Below are 19,128 nucleotides of genomic sequence, written 5' to 3' on the forward strand. Positions count from 1 at the left end.
GTACTCGATACATTCATCTGAATAGATGCCGCAAGGCACCCGAGTGGAGAGAACAGTGAACGAGCAGAGCGCCATCCAGTTCGGCATCATGTCGGTCAGCGACATCACGCAGGACCCGACGACCGGAGTCACACCGAGCGAGCGTGAGCGCATCCAGGCGACCGCGACCATCGCCGAGCACGCCGAGGAGGTCGGACTCGACGTCTTCGCGATCGGCGAGCACCACAACCCGCCGTTCTGGTCGTCGAGCCCGACGACGTTCCTCGCCCATGTCGCCGCCCGCACAGAGCGCCTGATCGTCTCCACCTCGACCACCCTGATCACCACGAACGACCCGGTGCGCATCGCCGAGGAGTACTCGATGCTGCAGCACGTCACGAACGGCCGCATGGATCTGATGCTCGGTCGCGGCAACACCGGGCCCGTCTACCCCTGGTTCGGCAAGGACATCCGGCAGGGCCTGCCGCTCGCCATCGAGAACTACGCACTGCTGCACAAGCTGTGGACCGAGGACGTCGTCGACTGGGAGGGCAAGTTCCGCAGCCCGCTGCAGGGCTTCACGGCCACTCCTCGTCCGCTCGACGGCGTCGCGCCCTTCGTCTGGCACGGATCGATCCGCACTCCGGAGATCGCCGAGCAGGCCGCGTATTACGGAGACGGCTTCTTCGCGAACAACATCTTCTGGCCGAAGGAGCACTACCAGCGCCTCATCGAGCTGTACCGGCAGCGGTTCGCGCACTACGGGCACGGCACTCCGGAGCAGGCGATCGTCGGCATCGGCGGCCAGGTGTTCATGGCCGCGAACTCGCAGGACGCGGTCAGGCAGTTCCGCCCCTACTTCGACAACGCCCCGGTCTACGGCCACGGGCCGAGCATGGAGGACTTCACCGAGATGACTCCGCTGACCGTCGGCTCGCCGCAGCAGGTCATTGATCGCTACGCGGCCATGCGCGACACCTTCGGCGACTTCCAGCGCCAGCTGTTCCTCATCGACCACGCCGGTCTTCCGCTGAAGACCGTGCTCGAGCAGCTCGACATCCTCGGCGGCGAGGTCGTGCCGGTGCTGCGCAAGGAGCTCGCGAAGAACCGCCCCGCCTCCGCCCCCGACGGTCCGACGCATGCCGCGCGCGTGAAGGCGGTCTATGGAGACGGTCCGTCGCGCGAGGCGCGCCCCGGTGCGAACCGGGGTGACAACCTGACCGCGGGCTCGCCGTATCAGGATGCTCCGGCGCCCGCCGGTGCGGCCTTCGGGCTGAGCCGAAAGGACGCCTGAGATGAGCGAGCGGCGCATCGCGGCGATCTCCGCCGGGCTGTCGAACCCGTCGTCGACGAGGATGCTGGCCGATCGACTGGTCGCCGAGACCGCGAAGGCCTTGCGTGAGCGCGGGATCGACGTGCAGGTCGACGTGATCGAGCTGCGCGACCTGGCACACGACATCACCAACAACCTGCTCACCGGATTCGCGCCGGCACCCCTGGAGGAGGCGATCAACCGGGTCGTCTCGGCGGACGCGATCATCGCCGTCACCCCGATCTTCTCGACCAGTTACTCGGGGCTGTTCAAGTCGTTCATCGACGTGCTCGATCCCGACGCCCTCACCGGCAAGCCGGTGCTGATCGGTGCGAACGCCGGCACGGCGCGGCATTCGCTCGCCATCGACTACGCGATCCGGCCGCTGTTCACGTACCTGCACGCCGAGCCGGTCTCGACCGGGGTCTTCGCCGCGTCCAGCGATTGGGGCGCCAACGCCGACGAGGTCGCACCTCTGAGTGTCAGGGTGGAGCGCGGCGCCCGCGAACTCGCGGAGGCGGTCGCCCGCCGCGAGGCGGTCTCGGATGCCGACCCGTTCGACCCCGATACGTATCTCGGTAAGGGCAAGTCGTTCGGGCATCTCCTGGGGGGCCTCGCCGGAGAGTGACCGTGCGCCGATGGAGGCCGATGCCGTGCGCATCGCGGCCTCCAAGCTCTACCGTGGGGAGATGGACTTCGCGATCGCGGGCGGGACGGGAACGGTCGGCGGCGCCGTGGTGGCGGCGGCGCAGCGCAGGGGCCACGCGACGCGGGTGATCGCCCGCGGCCACGGCGTCGACGTGCGCACAGGGGTGGGGCTGGAGGGCGTTCTGCGCGGCGCGGACGCCGTGATCGATGTCCTGAACGTGCAGACATCCAGCGCGCGCAGAGCGGGGGAGTTCTTCCGATCGACGTCCGGCCGACTGCTCGAGGCGGAACAGCGCGCCGGCGTGCCGCACCACCTCGTGCTGTCGATCGTGGGTGTTGATCGCGCTCCGCACGGATACTACGGCGCGAAGCTGCATCAGGAGCGGGCCGTCGCGGACGGAAGCGTGCCCTGGACGATCCAGCGCGTCACGCAGTTCCACGACTTCGCCGCACAGATGTTCGCCCAGACGGGGATCGGGCCGGTGCATCCCGCTGTGCGGATGCGCACCCAGCCGGTCGACGTGAGCGAGGTGGCGGAGCGACTGATCTCCCTCGCAGAGCAGCCCGCACAGGGCAGGGCCCGTGACCTCGCGGGACCGGAGGAGGAGGACCTGGCCGAGATGATGCGCGCGTGGGCGCGTCACACCGGCCGTCGCGCATGGATGCCGCGCATCGCGCTGCCTGGTGCGTTCGGCCGCGCCCTGCGCGACGGATCGATGTTGCCGGGTCCTGATGCGGACCGTGCCACAGGGACGTTCGCCGGATGGCTCGAGCGCCAGCGTCAGGCGTGACGCGTCACTCGCGGACGCGGCGGAACTGGGGCGGGGGCCGAGTCGCCTCGGCCCCCGCCGATAGTGTCCTCAGCCGCTCTTGCGGCGGAACTCGCGCTTGAGCTGCGGAGCGGGCGCGGCGTGGACGGGGGAGTCGCCGTCGAGGTGCGCCTCCCCGCCGTGCTGCCGTGCGTTCTTCCTGTCGAGCGCTTCCTTGAACTTCCGCTTGATCTCCTCGGATGAGACCGCTTTGTCTTCGCTCATGGCCGACAGCCTAGCCCGGATCCGCGACCTGTCCGCCAGACTGCGGCCTCCCCGCTGCGCGCGGCACGGTGGGCATCGAGGGCGGCGAAGCGGGGTGACGCACACTGCTAGGCTGGATGCGGTTGCCTGTGGCATCCGAAGAAACTGCATACAGGCTTCACACGGAGCGGTCGGCTGAGAAGCTGGTCCCCTGTGGTGGGTTCCTCGTCGCACACGGCGCCGGGTGATCTTCTACTGGTGGCCAGCGCAGGCGAGATTCGCGGGGCTGCCCGCGCGCTTATATCTGCCCGCATCCGCTCCTTCGCGAGAACTCGCGCGCCACACGGGCGCGCGAGCCTAAACAAAGAAGGAGAGACCTCTTGGAAGGTCCTGAAATCACCGCCACCGAGGCCGTTCTCGACAACGGCCGCTTCGGCACCCGCACCATCCGCTTCGAGACCGGCCGCCTCGCGCAGCAGGCTCAGGGCGCCGTCGCCGCCTACCTCGACGACGAGACCATGCTCCTCTCGGCCACCAGCGCAGGCAAGCACCCGCGCGAAGGGTTCGACTTCTTCCCGCTGACGGTCGACGTCGAGGAGCGCTCCTACGCCGCCGGCAAGATCCCCGGCTCGTTCTTCCGGCGCGAGGGACGCCCCTCCACCGAGGCGATCCTGGTCTGCCGTCTGATCGACCGCCCGCTGCGACCGTCGTTCGTCGACGGACTGCGCAACGAGGTCCAGATCGTCATCACCGTGCTGTCGATCGCCCCGGGTGAGTACTACGACGCGCTGGCCATCAACGCGGCATCCGCCTCGACCCAGATCTCGGGTCTGCCGTTCTCCGGTCCCGTGGCCGGTGTGCGCCTCGCGTTCATCCCCGGTCACGGCGAGCACACCGACCAGTGGGTCGCGTTCCCGAACGCGGAGCAGGTCGAGCAGGCCGTCTTCGACCTCGTCGTCGCGGGCCGCGTGGTCACCAAGGCCGACGGCACCGAGGACGTCGCCATCATGATGGTCGAGGCCGAGGCGACCGAAGGCAGCTGGAACCTCATCAAGGCCGGCGCCACGAAGCCGAACGAAGAGGTCGTCGCGCAGGGCCTCGAGGCCGCGAAGCCCTTCATCGCCCAGCTGGTCAAGGCTCAGGCCGAGCTCGCCGCGCAGGCGTCGAAGGAGCCGGGCGTCTACCCGGTCTTCCTGCCGTACAGCGAAGAGGTCTACGGCTTCGTCGCCGAGCGTGCGCACGACGAGCTCGTCGGGGTGTACCAGATCGCCGACAAGCAGGAGCGGCAGAACGCCGACGACGCGATCAAGGACCGCGTCAAGGCCGAGCTCATCGAGGCCACCGAGGCGGGCGACCTGCCGGCCGCCGCTCCGCTCGAGTTCAGCGCGGCCTACAAGTCCGTCACCAAGAAGATCGTCCGCGGGCGCATCCTCACCGACGGCGTGCGCATCGACGGCCGCGGCCTCGCCGACATCCGTCCGCTCGACGCCGAGGTGCAGGTCATCCCGCGCGTGCACGGCTCCGCGATCTTCCAGCGCGGTGAGACCCAGATCATGGGCGTCACCACGCTGAACATGCTCAAGATGGAGCAGCAGATCGACTCGCTGTCGCCCACGACCAGCAAGCGGTACATGCACCACTACAACTTCCCGCCCTACTCGACCGGTGAGACCGGCCGCGTCGGGTCGCCGAAGCGTCGCGAGATCGGGCACGGCTTCCTCGCCGAGCGCGCGCTCGTGCCGGTGCTGCCCACCCGCGAGGAGTTCCCCTACGCGATCCGCCAGGTCTCCGAGGCGCTCGGCTCGAACGGCTCGACTTCGATGGGTTCCGTCTGCGCCTCGACGCTGTCGCTGCTGAACGCCGGTGTGCCGCTGCGCGCAGCGGTCGCCGGCATCGCCATGGGCCTGGTGTCCGACGAGGTCGACGGTGAGACCCGCTATGCGGCACTCACCGACATCCTCGGCGCCGAGGACGCCCTGGGCGACATGGACTTCAAGGTCGCCGGCACCAGCGAGTTCGTCACCGCGATCCAGCTGGACACCAAGCTCGACGGCATCCCGTCGTCGGTGCTCGCCGGTGCGCTGACCCAGGCTCGCGACGCGCGCCTCACCATCCTGAACGTGCTGAACGCGGCGATCGACACTCCCGACGAGATGGCGCCGACCGCTCCGCGCGTGATCAGCGTGCAGATCCCGGTCGACAAGATCGGCGAGCTGATCGGCCCGAAGGGCAAGACGATCAACGCGATCCAGGACGAGACCGGCGCGCAGATCTCCATCGAGGAGGACGGCACCGTCTACATCGGCGCCACCGATGGTCCGTCGGCCGAGGCCGCGCGCGCTCAGGTGAATGCGATCGCCAACCCGACCAACCCCGAGGTCGGCGAGCAGTTCCTGGGCACGGTCGTGAAGATCGCCACCTTCGGCGCCTTCATCTCGCTGCTGCCCGGCAAGGACGGTCTGCTGCACGTCACCGAGGTGCGCAAGCTCGCCGGTGGCAAGCGCGTCGAGAACGTCGACGACGTCCTCTCGGTCGGTCAGAAGCTGCTCGTGAAGATCACCAAGATCGATGACCGCGGCAAGCTGTCGCTCGAGCCCGTTCTCGACGACGCTCCGGCGGAGTCCGGGGCCGAGGCGACCGAGGACGCCACCGAGGCCTGATCTCCCGGATGCCGGGTGACCGGCATCCGGTACCGAGCCCGGGACCGCGCACGCGGCCCCGGGCTCGGTCGTATCCGATGTGACCAAACCGTTATGCGGAGTTCGCGGCGAGTTCGCCCGTGGCGTCCGAATCGTCCCCGGCCGTCGCTTACCCTCGAAGTACGCACCGGGGAGTGCGTGGTGGCACGGATCCGATGATCCGCGGGGGTGAGACGATGCGTCTTTTCGGCGTTGGCACGACGACCGACTCGTCGCGCCCTTCCGAGACCCTCGACGCCCACCCGTCGGCACCCATCCCCATCGTGGGTCCCGGCGTCGGCGAAGCGATCAGGGTCCCGCTCGGCGAGTCGGGGCACTCCGTCTTCCCGCTGATGCTGGGCGCTGCGGAATTCGGCTGGAACGTCGATCTCGAGACCGCGCACGGCATCCTGGACCGGTACGTCGAGTACGGCGGCAATGCGGTGCACACGGCCGACGGCTTCTCGGGCGGTCGGAGCGAGTACATCGTCGGCCAGTGGCTGCGCTCGCGCGGCGAACCCGACCGTGTCGTGCTGAGCGCTCGAGTAGGCGCGCACGCCGACAACCCCGGCCTCGGCTCGGTGAACCTGGTGCGCGCGGTGGAGGGGACCCTCACGCGGCTGGACGTCGAGCACATCGATGTGCTGTACCTGGACGCGTCGCTCGACAGCGGCAGCAACCTCGAAGACACGCTCGCGACGGTGGAGTGGCTGCGCGGCGCCGGCAAGATCACGTCGGTCGGAGCGTTCGGCTTCACGGCGGAGCGGCTGGTCGAGGCCCGCATTCTCGCGGCCGCGGGGTATCCCCGCATCGAGGCGCTCGACGAGCCCTACAACCTGCTCCGCCGCGGAGGGTTCGAGGGTGATCTGCGACTGGTCGCCGGTGCGCAGAGCCTGGCCACCACGCCGTCTCACGCGCTCGAGCACGGTTTCCTGTCGGGACAGCACCGCAGCAAGTCGCAGATGTCCGGTGTGCGCGGTCAACAGCTGCGCAGCCACCTCAATCGCCGCGGCATCCGCGTCCTCCGCGCGCTCGACGCGATCGCGAGCGAGCTGGGGGTGCCCGTCGCGGCGGTGTCGATCGGCTGGCTGCTGGCGCAGCGCACCGTCGTCGCGCCGATCGTCAACGTCTTCGCGGCGCACCACGTCGAAGAGCTCATGCAGGGTGCCGGCGTCTCCCTCTCGCGTGCCCACATCGCCGAGCTCACGCGCGCCGGCGACTGACGCCGGCCGCGCATCCCGTCGGTCACACGGTGACTCCCGCGCCTGCGTGTCGGAGCGGTGACCTAAGCTGGAGGAAGCGCCCAGGCGGCGGCGATGAAGCGAGCAGGGTTGTGACGCACTACATATATCTGGTCAGACACGGTGAACATCAGGATGCCGAGCACGGCGTCGACGACGGACCCCTCTCGCCGCGGGGACAACGGCAGGCCGAGCTGATCGCCGACCGGCTGTCGGGCCTTCCGCTCGACGCGGTATGGCATTCGCCGCTGCTGCGCGCCGCCGAGACCGCACGGGCGGTCGCCGCGCGGCTGCCGTCCGTCGATCCCGTGCCGTCCGCGCTGCTGTTCGACTGCGTCCCGACGGGGATGACCGATGACACGCCGCTCGCCTTCGAGCCGTTCTTCGGCTCGGTCACCGAGGCCGAGATCGAAGCGGGAGGCGCGCAGATGTCGGATGCGGTGGGGGAGTTCCTCCGCCGGCGCAACGGCGATGTGCATGAAGTGCTGATCACGCACAACTTCGTGATCAGCTGGTTCGTGCGCGAAGTGCTCGGAGCGCCGGAGTGGCGCTGGATGACGCTGAATCAGGCGCACTGCGGCCTCACGGTCATCGCCCAGAAGCAGGGACGTCCCTGGTCGCTGCTCGCGCACAACGACCTCGGTCACCTGCCGATGGAGCTGCGCACGGGGTTGCCCGACTACCTCTCGGTCTGATCGGGTCGCGCGTGCACGCCTCCCGCGCACGCGAATCTAGACTGGATCCATGTCCACTCAGATAGCCCTCGTCGGCGGCAACGGCAAGCTCGGTCGCGTCATCCGCACGGTGATCGACGAGCTCGAGGGCTTCGAGATCCACCGCGTGCTGGGTTCCTCGAGCGAACTGTCCGAGCTCGACGGCGCGGACCTTGTGGTCGATGCCTCCACGCCCGCCGTCAGCGTCGAGGTCGTGCGGGAAGCGACCGAGCGGGGCATCAACGTTCTCGTGGGAACGTCGGGCTGGTCGCAGGAGCGCATCGCGCTGGTGCGCCCGCTGGTCGAGGAGGCGGGAACCGGCGTCGTCTTCGTGCCCAACTTCTCGCTCGGTTCGGCGCTGGGCACTGTGCTGGCCGCCGTCGCCGCACCGTTCTTCGCCAGCGCAGAGGTCGTCGAGGCGCACCGCGACACCAAGATCGACTCGCCCAGTGGCACGGCGGTGCGCACCGCGGAGCTCATGGCCACCGCACGGACGGAGCAGGGGCCGGTGAGCGCGCCGCACGTGGATCAGCGCGCCCGCGGCCAGCAGGTGGCGGGCATACCCGTGCATTCGCTGCGGCGCCCCGGGGTCATCGCCAAGCAGGAGGTCATCCTGTCCGGAGCGGGGGAGTCCCTGTCTCTCGTGCACGACACCGTCGATCCCGGTGCCGCCTACGCGCCGGGCATCCGTCTCGCCCTGCCGTACGCGCGTGACGCGCGCGGTGTCGTGGCGGGGCTGGAGAACATCATCGATCTCGGCATCCGGCCGCGCTCGTGACGTCGCGGATCGGGGTCGCCGTGATGGGCGGCGCGCTTCTGCTGTACATCGCGACGGCGGTGTGGCTGGCCGTGATGTTCCTGGCCGTGGGCACGCCGGCCGCCATCGGCATGGGCGTCGCCCTGATCGTCATCGCACCGCTGGGCGCCTGGGCGCTGATCCGAGAGATGCAGTTCGGCTTCGCGGCCGATCGCCTCGGCCGCGCGCTCGACGCCGAAGGCGGCATGCCTGAAGCGCCCGCCGAGCTGACGCCGAGCGGTCGGCTGCGGCGCGAGGACGCCGACGCGATGATCGCCCAGTACTCGTCGCAGGTCGAGGCTTCGCCGGATGACTGGAGAGCACGCTACCGTCTCGGCGTCGTGCAGGACGCCGCCGGACGACGAAAGGACGCCAGGTCCAGCATCCGCGCAGCGATCGTGCTGTCGCGAACGCGGCCCTGACGTCCTTCGCGAGGCGAGGCGGCTCAGGCCAGCGAGGCCTCGAGGGTGATGTCGATCGCCGCGAGCGCCTGCGAGACCGGGCAGCCCGTCTTTGCCTGCTGGGCGATCTCCTGGAACTTCTCCGGCGAGAGCCCCGGCACCGAGGCGTTGACGTTCAGGTGGCTGCCGGTGATGCCGGTGCCCGGCTTGAACGTCACGGATGCGGTGGTGTTCAGCCGCTCGGGTGGGGTGCCGTTCTCGGTGAGCATGTTCGCGAACGCCATGCTGAAGCACGAGGCGTGCGCGGCCGCGATCAGCTCCTCGGGAGTCGTCGTGGTGTCGGAGCCTTCGGCGCGGGCCTTCCAGTTGATCGGGAAGGTGCCGAGCTTCGACGACGAGAACGCGACGGTACCGGAACCCTCGAACAGTGAGCCGGTCCAGGTGGTGGTCGCTTCGCTGGTGACGGGCATGTTTCCTCCAGTGGTCGCGGTGAGCGCGGATGCGCGGCGCGGACGCGCCGCGTGGCCAGCCTACCCAGGCACGCAGGCGTGCGGAACCGGGGCGGGCCGTCAGCCGCGTCGCATGTCGCGGCCGACGAGCCCGGCACGCTGCAGCAGCAAATAGAGCTGGCAGCCGAGGCAGAATCCGAAGGCGGCGTTGAGGAACGCGGCGACGAACGCCGCTGCCGTCGCGAGCGGCAGCGCGAAGGGAACGCCCAGGAGATGGAGCAGGAGGCCGATCGCCACGACGAGAAGGCCGACCCCCTGAGCGAAGCGCGGAGGTCGCGGATCCTCGAGCTCGGCGGGTGCGGCGAGTCGGGGTCGCACGATCGTACGGAACAGCACCGACCACGGCTGGGTGCGCGGTGACAGGATGCTCCACAGGAACAGTGCGGCGAGTGCGGCGGTCAGCAGGAGGCCGGGATCGACCGGGTTCGGATCGGTGTCCGTCAGGCCCAGCAGCACGGCGACGAGCAGCAGAGCAGACGTGATGCCGGCGGCGAAGCGCGGTCCGCGCGGGTCGATTCCGGATGCGGTGGTCATCGCACCTCCTGTGGGGCGGGGAGCTCAGCGAGAGCGGCTTCGATGTCGACGCGGCGCGGCGCGCCCGTGAAGCGGGCGGCGACCGTGCCGACCGGCGTGACGATGAACGTCGTCGGTGTGGTGAGGATCCGGTGCCGCGCAGCGAGATCGGCACGGTGCGTGAGGTCGATTTCGGTGGCTTCGATTCCGACCAGCGCGGACGCCACCGAGTGGAGCATCCGCCGTACCTGCGGGCAGCGGGCGCACGTCTGCGTGCTGAACAGGAGCAGGACGGCCCGAGCGGCGTCCGCATCGAGCTCGTCGAGCAGCGTCGGCGCGCCCCGCACCGGTCGCCGGCGTCCGTCCAGGGCGCGCCAGATCAACCCGGCGGCCACCGCGACGGCGAGCACACCGGCGACGATCATGAGCGCGAGCGACACGGGCACTCGTCGAGGGTACGTCCGCGGTGCGTCGCGGAGCGGGATATGACGGTGAATGACGACCGCCGCACAGCCGCCGGAGCCGGGTATCGTGTCTGACATGAGCGCCGTCGTCCCCACGCCCTACGAAGATCTGCTCCGCGATGTGCTCGAGAACGGCGTGCACAAGGACGACCGCACCGGCACGGGCACGACCAGCGTTTTCGGTCGGCAGATCCGCTTCGATCTCGCGCAGGGGTTCCCCCTGATCACCACCAAGCGGGTGCACTTCAAATCGATCGCCTACGAGCTGCTGTGGTTCCTGCGCGGCGAATCGAACGTGCGCTGGCTGCAGGAGAACGGCGTGACGATCTGGGACGAGTGGGCGGACGCCGAGGGGGACCTCGGCCCCGTCTACGGTGTGCAGTGGCGTTCCTGGCCGACACCCGACGGCGGCAGCATCGACCAGCTGTCCCAGGTGATCGAGCAGATCAGGGCGACACCCGACTCGCGACGTCTGATCGTCTCCGCGTGGAACCCGGCCGACATCCCCGACATGGCGCTCGCACCGTGCCACGCGCTGTTCCAGTTCTACGTCGCGGGCGGCAGGCTCTCCTGCCAGCTGTACCAGCGCAGCGCCGACCTCTTCCTCGGGGTGCCCTTCAACATCGCCTCCTATGCGCTGCTGACGCTCATGGTCGCGCAGCAGACCGGGCTGGAGCCCGGCGACTTCGTGTGGACGGGCGGCGACTGCCACATCTACGACAACCACGTCGACCAGGTGCGCGAGCAGCTCACGCGCACGCCGTACCCGTACCCGACGCTGCGGTTCGCCCGCACGCCGGAGTCGATCCTCGACTATCGCTACGAGGACTTCGTCGTCGAGGAGTACCAGCACCATCCGGCCATCCGCGCGGCGGTCGCCGTATGACCTGGGTCGGACTGATCTGGGCGCAGGCCCACGGCGGCGTGATCGGTGCCGGCGGAGGCATGCCCTGGCACGTGCCCGAGGATCTCGCGCACTTCAAGGAGGTCACCCTCGGGGCGCCGGTGGTGATGGGCCGTCGCACCTGGGACTCGCTTCCCGAGAGGTACCGCCCGCTGCCCGGTCGCGAGAACATCGTGATCACCCGTCAGCAGCACTGGAGCGCCTCCGGCGCCCGCCGGGCGGCCGGCGTGCGCGAGGCGCTGCGTGGTCTCGAGAAGGCGTGGGTGATCGGCGGGGCGGAGATCTTCCGCGAGGTGATCGGCCACGCCGACCGGCTCGAGGTGACCGAACTCGACATCCAGGTCGACGGCGACGCCTTCGCCCCCTCGACCGCGGGATGGCGCGTGTCGGCTGAGGGGGAGTGGCAGACCTCGGTCTCCGGCATCCGCTATCGCTTCCTGGGATATCAGCGCTGATGCCGGTCGCCCTGATCACCGGAGCGAGTGCCGGGCTCGGCGCCGAGTTCGCCCACCAGCTCGCCGCGCGCGGCGCGGACCTCGTGCTGGTGGCCCGCGGCGCGGATGCTCTCGAGGCTCTCGCCGTCGACCTGCGCGACGGATTCGGCGTCGACGTGCAGGTGATGCCGGCGGATCTGACCGACGAGCGCGATGTCGACCGGGTCGCGGCACGCCTCGCGGATGCCGCCCAGCCGGTGGATCTGCTGATCAACAACGCCGGCTTCGGTCTGCCGCTGCGGTTCGCAGACAACGACATCGAAGACGAGGTGCGCCACCTGCGCGTGCACGTCGAGGCGCCGATGCGGCTGATGCACACCGCGCTGCGGAGCATGCGAGGGCGAGGCGGGCGCATCGTCAACGTGGCATCCGTCGCCGGCTTCATCTCGCGTTCCACCTACTCGGCCTGCAAGGGCTGGCTGATCGGATTCAGCCGATGGGCGAACGCCGAGTACGCGTCCGACGGCGTGACGGTCACCGCGGTGTGCCCGGGGTTCACCCACACCAGCTTCCATGAGCGGATGGGCCTGGCCAGAGGCGAGGAGGGCGTGCCGGGGCTGCTCTGGCTCGACGCCCGCGACGTCGTGCGCGAGGGCCTGCGGGACGTCGCACGCGGCAAGGCGGTCTCGATCCCGTCGGTACGGTACACGCTCATCGTCGCGCTCATCCGCTTCCTGCCCCGCGCACTCACCGCGAGGGTGGCCCGCCGCGGGCGCATGTGATCAGTCACCGCGCGATAACCTGTTCTCATGACGCACACCGGCAACCCCTTCGGCCAGGTTCTCGTCGCGCTGGTCACCCCGATGACCGCCGACGGTGAAGTGGACTGGCCGGCCGTCGAGAAGCACATCGATCGCGTCATCTCCGACGGCGCCGACGGCATCGTCGTCACCGGCACCACCGGCGAGACCTCGACTCTCACGGATGCCGAGAAGCTGCGCCTCGTCGAGGTCGGCAAGGACGTCTCGGCGGGCCGCGCCAAGATCATCACGGGCGGCGGCTCGAACGAGACCGCCCACGCGATCGAGCTGTACAAGGCGAGCGAGAAGGCCGGCGCCGACGGCATCATGATCGTCACGCCCTACTACAACAAGCCCACGCAGGCCGGCATCCTCACCCACTTCCGCCTGGTCGCCGACGCCACGGATCTGCCGGTCATCCTCTACGACATCCCGGGACGCACCGGTGTGCCGATCAGGTACGAGACCATCCTGCGCCTGGCGAAGCATCCGAACATCCTCGCCGTGAAGGACGCCAAGGGTGACTTCTCCGAGGTCAGCCGCGTGCTGAATCAGACCGATCTGATGTACTTCTCGGGTGATGACGCCAACGTGCTGCCGCACCTGGCGATCGGCGCCACCGGCCTGATCGGCGTCACCGCGAACATCACCTCCGCGCCGTATCGCACCATCGTCGACGCCGTGAACCGCGGCGACCTGAAGGCGGCCACCGCCGAGCATCAGCGCCTGGAGCCGCTGGTCCGCGCGGCGATGACGCATGTTCCCGGAACCGTCGCGGCGAAGTACATCCTGCACGGGCTCGGCCGCATCGGCAGCCCGCGCGTCAGGCTGCCGCTGGTCGGTCCGGAGGAGTGGGAGGCCGCCCTCATCGAAGACGAGCTCGACCTCGTCAAGGACATCCCCGGCGCCGACTTCTCGAACTTCCGCCCCGACCGCAACGCGGCCGCCGGCGGCGCCCTTCCCAAGGTGCACGGCACCACCCGATGATCGTGCCCGCACGACGCCGATGAGCGCGCCCGCGCGCTGAATCGCATACGAACGGACACAGAGCTGTCCGACTGAGGAGACGTCAATGTCCATCCCCATCGCCGCCGCTGAACCGCTCGTCCACGGCACGCTTCGCGTGACGCCGCTGGGCGGGCTCGGCGAGGTCGGCCGCAACATGACGATCTTCGAGTTCGGCGGCAAGATCCTCATCGTCGACTGCGGCGTGCTCTTCCCCGAGGAGCACCAGCCGGGAGTCGATCTGATCCTCCCGGACTTCGAGCCCATCAAGGACCGCCTCGACGACATCGTCGGCGTCGTGCTCACGCACGGCCACGAGGACCACATCGGCGCGGTCCCGTATCTGCTGCGGTTGAAGAGCGACATTCCGCTGATCGGCTCCGGGCTCACCCTCGCCCTCGTGGAGGCGAAGCTCAAGGAGCACCGCATCAAGCCCTTCACCCTCACCGTCACCGAGGGGCAGGAGGAGCAGGTCGGTCCGTTCGATCTCGAGTTCGTCGCGGTGAACCACTCCATCCCGGACGCTCTGGCCGTCGCCATCCGCACGCCTGCGGGTCTGGTGCTCGCCACCGGAGACTTCAAGATGGATCAGCTGCCGCTGGACGGGCGCATCACCGACCTGAGGGCATTCGCCCGGCTCGGCGAGGAGGGAGTCGACCTCTTCCTCGTCGACTCCACCAACGCCGATGTGCCCGGCTTCACGCCCACCGAGCGCTCCATCGGGCCCGTGCTCGACCAGGTGATCGGCCGCGCCCCGCGCCGCGTCATCGTCGCCAGCTTCTCGAGCCATGTGCACCGCGTGCAGCAGGTCATCGACGCGGCGCACGAGCACGGTCGCCGCGTGGCGTTCCTGGGGCGCAGCATGGTGCGCAACATGACCATCGCCGAGCAGCTCGGTTACCTGCAGGTGCCCGAGAACGTGCTCATCGACTACAAGAAGGCACGTGACCTTCCCGATGACAAGGTGGTCTACATGTCCACCGGTTCGCAGGGCGAGCCGATGGCGGTGCTCAGCCGCATGGCCAACCTCGACCACGCGATCGAACCGGGCCCCGGTGACACCGTCATCCTCGCCTCCAGCCTCATCCCTGGCAACGAGAACGCCGTCTACCGGGTCATCGACGGGCTCACAAAGCTCGGCGCGAACGTCGTGCACAAGGGCAACGCCCGCGTGCACGTCTCGGGCCACGCGGCCGCCGGCGAGCTGCTGTACTGCTACAACATCCTCAAGCCGAAGAACGTGCTGCCCGTGCACGGCGAGTACCGTCACCTCATGGCCAACGCCCGGCTCGCACAGGACACCGGCATCGACGAGGAGCGCACCATCATCGCCGCCAACGGCACGGTGATCGACCTCAAGGATGGCGAGGCGCGGGTGGCCGGTCAGCTGGATCTCGGATTCGTCTACGTCGACGGGTCGACCGTCGGCGAGATCACCGACGCCGATCTGAAGGACCGCCGCATCCTCGGCGAGGAGGGCTTCGTGTCGGTGATCGTGGTGCTGGACTCGGCGACCGGCCGGATCATCTCCGGACCGGAGATCCATGCCAGGGGAGTCGCGGAGGACGACGCGGTGTTCGACGACGTGGCGCCGAAGATCGCGGCGGCGCTCAAGGAGGCGGTGGGCAACGGCGTGCACGACAGCCACGCGCTCTCGCAGGTCGTGCGCCGCACCATCGGTCGCTGGGTGAACCAGAAGCTGCGTCGGCGCCCCATGATCGTGCCGCTCGTCATCGAGGCGTAGTACCGCAGCGCCACGCGATCAGCCCTGCGATCGCGTGGAAAGCCGCGTCATTACGCGGCAGCGTCGGCACCTGGCAATAACGTGGAGACATGGCCAGGAGCACCACGAAGTCCGAGCGCGCGTCCGACGGCGCTGCATCGCGCTCCAAGCGGCAGACCGGGAACCGGGCGTCCGCCAAGGGTGCGCCCGCGCCGAAGAAGTACATCGACGAGGCCGACAAGCCGTCCATCGGCGTCCGGCTCTGGCTCGGGCTCGCGCACGGCGTGGGCGGGCTCTTCCGCGCCTTCGGCCCGGAGAGCTTGGAGAAGGACGACCGGCGTGACGGCTTCCCGTTCCTGCTCGTGCTGCTCGCCTGCGCCGGGGCGGTCGTGGAGTGGTTCTTCATCGGCGACCCGGTCGCGCAGGCGATCAGCGCGTTCAGCTGGGGCGGGCTGATCGGAAGGGCCGCCTTCGTCCTCCCCGTGCTGCTCCTCCTGCTCGCAGGCTGGCTGTTCCGGCATCCGTCCTCCGTGCACGACAACGGGCGCATCGGCATCGGCTTCGGTTTCTTCGTGCTCGCACTGGCCGGCTTCTGCCACGTCGCCTCCGGCGTGACCGGCGGCGGCGGCGCCGTGCTGCGCCCCCAGCCGAAGGAGGGCATGCCCGCCCTCAGCGCCGCAGGCGGGCTCTTCGGGTGGATGCTGGGGGAGCCGCTCGCGTTCCTGACCCCGATCGTGGCGTACATCGTGCTGAGCGTGCTGGCGGCGCTCAGCATCCTGATCCTCACCAAGACGCCGCCGAACCGCATCGGCGAGCGACTCGGTGACCTGTACGCCTGGATGTTCGGCGCGGAGCGTCCCGAGAAGCCCGAGAAGCCGACAGCGCAGATCGACGAGGCCGACGAGGTCGACGACGCGGACGTGCTGCCGTGGTGGCGACGCAACAAGACCGGCCGCGAAGAGGACCCCGACGACGTCGACTCGCAGGCGATCACCGCACTGTTCGACGCGGGCGCCGAGGAGGAACCGGGCAAGAAGGCGGCGTACGACCAGGCCGTCATCGTCGACCACGCGCCGCACGACGCCGCCACCGAGGTGCTCACCGACGTCAGCGCGCTCACCGATTCGCTCGGCGAGCAGAACACCACGGCGCTCCTCGACGACACGGGTTCCACGGGCGAACTGCCCGGGTTGGACGGCTTCGGCACCGCAGGGCCCGGCGCCGAGGGGCCGCAGCCGCCGGCCGCTCCCTACGTGCTGCCCGCACCCTCGACGCTGAGCGAGGGCCCTCCGGCCGTGGCCCGCTCCGAGGCGAACGATCGCGTCGTGCAGCAGATCACCAACGTGCTCACCCAGTTCAACGTCGACGCCAAGGTCACCGGCTTCTCGCGCGGGCCCACCGTCACGCAGTACGAGGTCGAGGTCGGCCACGGCGTCAAGGTCGAGAAGATCCTGCAGCTGAGCAACAACTTCGCCTACGCGGTCGCGTCGAACGACGTGCGCATCCTCTCGCCGATCCCGGGCAAGAGCGCCATCGGCATCGAGATCCCGAACGCCGATCGCGAGACCGTGTCGCTCGGCGACGTGCTGCGCTCCGCCGCGGCGCACAAGAGCACTCACCCGCTGACGATCGGCGTCGGCAAGGACGTCGGCGGCAACTTCGTGGTCGCCAACCTGGCGAAGATGCCGCACCTGCTCGTGGCAGGCTCCACCGGGTCGGGTAAGTCGAGCTTCGTGAACTCCATGATCACGAGTCTGCTGATGCGGGCACGCCCCGCCGACGTGCGGATGGTGCTCATCGACCCCAAGCGCGTCGAGCTCACCAGCTACGCCGGCGTGCCGCACCTGATCACGCCCATCATCACGAACCCCAAGAAGGCCGCCGAGGCGCTGCAGTGGGTCGTGAAGGAGATGGACATGCGGTACGACGACCTCGCGTCGTTCGGATTCCGCCACATCGACGACTTCAACAGGGCCGTGCGCGCCGGTGAGGTCGAGGTGCCGGTCGGCAGCGAGCGGGTGCTCAAGCCCTACCCCTACCTGCTCGTGGTGGTCGACGAGCTCGCCGACCTGATGATGGTCGCGCCGCGGGACGTCGAGGACTCGATCGTGCGCATCACCCAGCTAGCCCGGGCGTCGGGCATCCACCTCGTGCTCGCCACGCAGCGCCCCAGCGTGGACGTCGTCACCGGCCTGATCAAGGCGAACGTCCCCTCCCGTCTCGCCTTCGCCGTGACGAGCGTCACCGACAGCCGCGTGATCCTCGACTCTCCGGGGGCGGACAAGCTCATCGGGCAGGGTGACGCGCTGTTCTCGCCCATGGGCTCCTCCAAGCCCTTCCGCCTGCAGGGCGCCTGGGTGAAAGAGGAGGAGATCGACGCGGTCGTCAAGCACGTCACCGGGCAGGCGCGTCCGGAGTACCGTCCTGACGTGCAGGAGGCGGTCGAGGGCAAGAAGAAGGAGGTCGACGAGGACATCGGCGACGACCTCGAGCTGCTGCTCGCCGCGGCCGAGCTGATCGTCTCGTCGCAGTTCGGCTCGACGTCGATGCTGCAGCGCAAGCTGCGCGTCGGCTTCGCCAAGGCGGGACGCCTGATGGACCTGCTGGAGTCGCGGGAGATCGTGGGTCCCTCGGAGGGCTCCAAGGCCCGTGACGTGCTGGTGACAGCCGAGCAGCTGCCCGGCGTGCTGGCCAAACTGCGCGGGGACGACGCTCCCGCCGCTTCCGCGCCCGCCACTGCGGCCCCGGCCGCCGCACCGGCCGCCGACGATCGGTATCGGCGTGACCCCCTTGAGGCGCAGTACGACGGTCTTCCGGTCGTCGAGAGCGACGATGACGGCGATGAGGACGCCTGGGGACTGACGGGCCGCGACTGATGGCGATTCCCCGGCAGCTTCCCAACGCGATCACGGTCGCCCGCATCCCGCTGGCGATCGTCTTCCTCGTGCTCCTGCTCGTCGCCGGCACGTACGGCGACGCCGACACGGTGATGCGCTGGGTCGCGGCGGGCTTGTTCGTGTTCGCCATCTCGACCGACTGGGTCGACGGCTACCTGGCGCGCCGATACGACATCATCAGCGACTTCGGCAAGCTCTGGGACCCGATCGCCGACAAGCTGCTCACCGGTGCGGGATTCCTCGGCCTCGCCATCCTCGGCGAGGTCGGCTGGTGGCTGGTGATCCTCATCCTGATCAGGGAGTGGGGCATCACGATCCACCGCTTCACGATCGTGCACGAGCAGGTCGTCGCCGCGGCGTGGATGGGCAAGGTCAAGACCGTCGTGCAGGCGGTCGCCCTGGGCTGGGCCCTGCTGCCGCTGCACGTGCTCATCGATCTTCAGCCGTGGGTGGTCGTGACCCAGGTGCTCATGGTCGCCGCTCTCGTGCTGACCATCCTGAGCGGCGTGGACTACCTGATCGCCCAGCTGCGCGGGCGTCGTCCGCGCGCATGATGAGCGACGCCGCGACCCTGCTGGCCGCACTGCGCCGGCGGGGATGGACCGTCGGGATCGCGGAATCCCTCACCGGCGGTGCGGTCGCCGCCGAGCTCGTCTCCGTGCCGGGCGCATCCGCGACGCTGCTAGGTGGCATCGTGGCCTACGCCACTCCGGTCAAGCGCACTCTGCTCGGTGTCGACGCGGACCTGCTCGCGACGCACGGTCCTGTGCACGCCGACGTCGCCGTGCAGATGGCCGACGGCGTGCGCGCGGCGGTCGCCGTGGACGGACGCAGCGCGGACGTCGGCATCAGCACCACCGGGATCGCCGGCCCGGACTCCCCGGACGGTCAGCCGGTGGGCACCGTGCATGTGGGCGTCGTCACTCCCGCGGGACGTCGGTCTCGTTCGTTCCTCTTCGCCGGGGACCGCACGGCGGTCCGCAGCCAGGCCGTGGACGCCGCGATCGTCGCGGCGCTGGAGTGGATCGGGGAATAGCGGCCGCCGGATGCCGGTTGAAGATGGTGTGCTCGATACGCGAACCGCACGAACCGGCGACG

The 19,128-nt window shown here is 69.4% G+C and carries 20 protein-coding genes; 16 read left to right on the top strand and 4 right to left on the bottom strand.

Annotation, left to right across the window (positions count from 1 at the left end):
- The first annotated feature begins 55 nt into the window (after window positions 1-55).
- Genes ACFWH5_RS07980 through ACFWH5_RS07990 form a run of 3 tightly spaced genes read left to right on the top strand, consistent with a single transcriptional unit; the run spans window position 56 to window position 2,730 of the window.
- Window positions 56-1,273 (top strand): LLM class flavin-dependent oxidoreductase, encoded by a 1,218-nt coding sequence (locus ACFWH5_RS07980; RefSeq protein ID WP_378833762.1) that lies wholly within the window; start codon window positions 56-58, stop codon window positions 1,271-1,273.
- A 1-nt stretch (window position 1,274) separates the two neighbouring features.
- Window positions 1,275-1,919 (top strand): FMN reductase, encoded by a 645-nt coding sequence (locus tag ACFWH5_RS07985; protein ID WP_378833764.1) that lies wholly within the window; start codon window positions 1,275-1,277, stop codon window positions 1,917-1,919.
- A 10-nt stretch (window positions 1,920-1,929) separates the two neighbouring features.
- The gene (locus ACFWH5_RS07990) at window positions 1,930-2,730 is read left to right on the top strand and encodes an SDR family oxidoreductase (RefSeq protein WP_378833766.1); all 801 of its coding nucleotides are present in this window, start codon (window positions 1,930-1,932) and stop codon (window positions 2,728-2,730) included.
- A gap of 69 nt (window positions 2,731-2,799) precedes the next feature.
- On the opposite strand, the gene ACFWH5_RS07995 is transcribed toward ACFWH5_RS07990, so the two are convergent.
- Entirely contained in the window at window positions 2,800-2,973 is a 174-nt protein-coding gene (locus ACFWH5_RS07995) for a DUF5302 domain-containing protein (RefSeq protein ID WP_309129299.1), read from the bottom strand.
- Between the two features lie 359 nt (window positions 2,974-3,332).
- On the opposite strand from ACFWH5_RS07995, the gene ACFWH5_RS08000 reads away from it, so the two are divergent.
- From ACFWH5_RS08000 to ACFWH5_RS08020, 5 genes are all read left to right on the top strand, one after another.
- Window positions 3,333-5,612, top strand: coding sequence for a polyribonucleotide nucleotidyltransferase (locus ACFWH5_RS08000; protein ID WP_378833768.1), 2,280 nt, complete (start codon window positions 3,333-3,335; stop codon window positions 5,610-5,612).
- Window positions 5,613-5,827: 215 nt separating this feature from the next.
- Window positions 5,828-6,853 (top strand): aldo/keto reductase, encoded by a 1,026-nt coding sequence (locus tag ACFWH5_RS08005; protein ID WP_378833770.1) that lies wholly within the window; start codon window positions 5,828-5,830, stop codon window positions 6,851-6,853.
- Between the two features lie 110 nt (window positions 6,854-6,963).
- Window positions 6,964-7,566, top strand: coding sequence for a histidine phosphatase family protein (locus ACFWH5_RS08010; protein WP_378833772.1), 603 nt, complete (start codon window positions 6,964-6,966; stop codon window positions 7,564-7,566).
- Window positions 7,567-7,615: 49 nt separating this feature from the next.
- On the top strand, window positions 7,616-8,362 hold the full coding sequence (dapB, locus tag ACFWH5_RS08015; RefSeq protein WP_378833774.1) for a 4-hydroxy-tetrahydrodipicolinate reductase: 747 nt from the start codon (window positions 7,616-7,618) through the stop codon (window positions 8,360-8,362).
- Window positions 8,359-8,802 carry a hypothetical protein gene (locus tag ACFWH5_RS08020; protein WP_378833776.1) on the top strand — a complete coding sequence of 148 codons (444 nt, stop codon included), beginning with the start codon at window positions 8,359-8,361 and terminating at the stop codon, window positions 8,800-8,802. The genes dapB and ACFWH5_RS08020 overlap by 4 nt, the downstream gene beginning before the upstream one ends.
- Window positions 8,803-8,825: 23 nt before the next feature.
- Here the strand turns inward: ACFWH5_RS08020 and ACFWH5_RS08025 are convergent, their stop codons facing one another.
- The 3 genes from ACFWH5_RS08025 to ACFWH5_RS08035 form a co-directional block, all read right to left on the bottom strand.
- Window positions 8,826-9,251: an OsmC family peroxiredoxin gene (locus ACFWH5_RS08025; protein ID WP_378833779.1), complete on the bottom strand. Its 426-nt coding sequence runs from the start codon at window positions 9,249-9,251 to the stop codon at window positions 8,826-8,828.
- A gap of 99 nt (window positions 9,252-9,350) precedes the next feature.
- A complete protein-coding gene (locus ACFWH5_RS08030; RefSeq protein WP_378833782.1) occupies window positions 9,351-9,824 on the bottom strand; it encodes a DUF4395 domain-containing protein in 474 nt (157 codons plus the stop codon).
- Complete coding sequence (locus ACFWH5_RS08035; RefSeq protein WP_378833784.1) at window positions 9,821-10,249, bottom strand: thioredoxin domain-containing protein; 429 nt, start codon at window positions 10,247-10,249, stop codon at window positions 9,821-9,823. Before ACFWH5_RS08035 ends, ACFWH5_RS08030 begins: the two co-directional genes overlap by 4 nt.
- Before the next feature lie 94 nt (window positions 10,250-10,343).
- Between ACFWH5_RS08035 and ACFWH5_RS08040 the strand changes: the two genes are divergently transcribed.
- The 8 genes from ACFWH5_RS08040 (at window position 10,344) to ACFWH5_RS08075 (ending at window position 19,066) form a co-directional block, all read left to right on the top strand.
- Window positions 10,344-11,153, top strand: a complete 810-nt coding sequence (locus ACFWH5_RS08040; RefSeq protein ID WP_378833787.1) for a thymidylate synthase — start codon at window positions 10,344-10,346, stop codon at window positions 11,151-11,153.
- Window positions 11,150-11,626 (top strand): dihydrofolate reductase, encoded by a 477-nt coding sequence (locus ACFWH5_RS08045; protein ID WP_378833789.1) that lies wholly within the window; start codon window positions 11,150-11,152, stop codon window positions 11,624-11,626. The genes ACFWH5_RS08040 and ACFWH5_RS08045 overlap by 4 nt, the downstream gene beginning before the upstream one ends.
- A complete protein-coding gene (locus ACFWH5_RS08050) occupies window positions 11,626-12,387 on the top strand; it encodes an SDR family NAD(P)-dependent oxidoreductase (protein ID WP_378833791.1) in 762 nt (253 codons plus the stop codon). Before ACFWH5_RS08045 ends, ACFWH5_RS08050 begins: the two co-directional genes overlap by 1 nt.
- Window positions 12,388-12,414: 27 nt before the next feature.
- Window positions 12,415-13,392 (top strand): 4-hydroxy-tetrahydrodipicolinate synthase, encoded by a 978-nt coding sequence (gene dapA, locus ACFWH5_RS08055; protein WP_378833794.1) that lies wholly within the window; start codon window positions 12,415-12,417, stop codon window positions 13,390-13,392.
- Window positions 13,393-13,477: 85 nt separating this feature from the next.
- Window positions 13,478-15,154 carry a ribonuclease J gene (locus tag ACFWH5_RS08060; RefSeq protein WP_378833796.1) on the top strand — a complete coding sequence of 559 codons (1,677 nt, stop codon included), beginning with the start codon at window positions 13,478-13,480 and terminating at the stop codon, window positions 15,152-15,154.
- 89 nt (window positions 15,155-15,243) lie between these two features.
- Entirely contained in the window at window positions 15,244-18,009 is a 2,766-nt protein-coding gene (locus ACFWH5_RS08065; RefSeq protein WP_378833799.1) for a DNA translocase FtsK, read from the top strand.
- Entirely contained in the window at window positions 18,009-18,584 is a 576-nt protein-coding gene (gene pgsA / locus ACFWH5_RS08070) for a CDP-diacylglycerol--glycerol-3-phosphate 3-phosphatidyltransferase (RefSeq protein ID WP_378833801.1), read from the top strand. Before ACFWH5_RS08065 ends, pgsA begins: the two co-directional genes overlap by 1 nt.
- Window positions 18,584-19,066, top strand: a complete 483-nt coding sequence (locus ACFWH5_RS08075) for a CinA family protein (RefSeq protein WP_378833803.1) — start codon at window positions 18,584-18,586, stop codon at window positions 19,064-19,066. The genes pgsA and ACFWH5_RS08075 overlap by 1 nt, the downstream gene beginning before the upstream one ends.
- The last annotated feature ends 62 nt before the right edge of the window (window positions 19,067-19,128 follow it).

Source organism: Microbacterium sp. NPDC058345, assembly GCF_042723855.1.
Classification (GTDB): domain Bacteria; phylum Actinomycetota; class Actinomycetes; order Actinomycetales; family Microbacteriaceae; genus Microbacterium.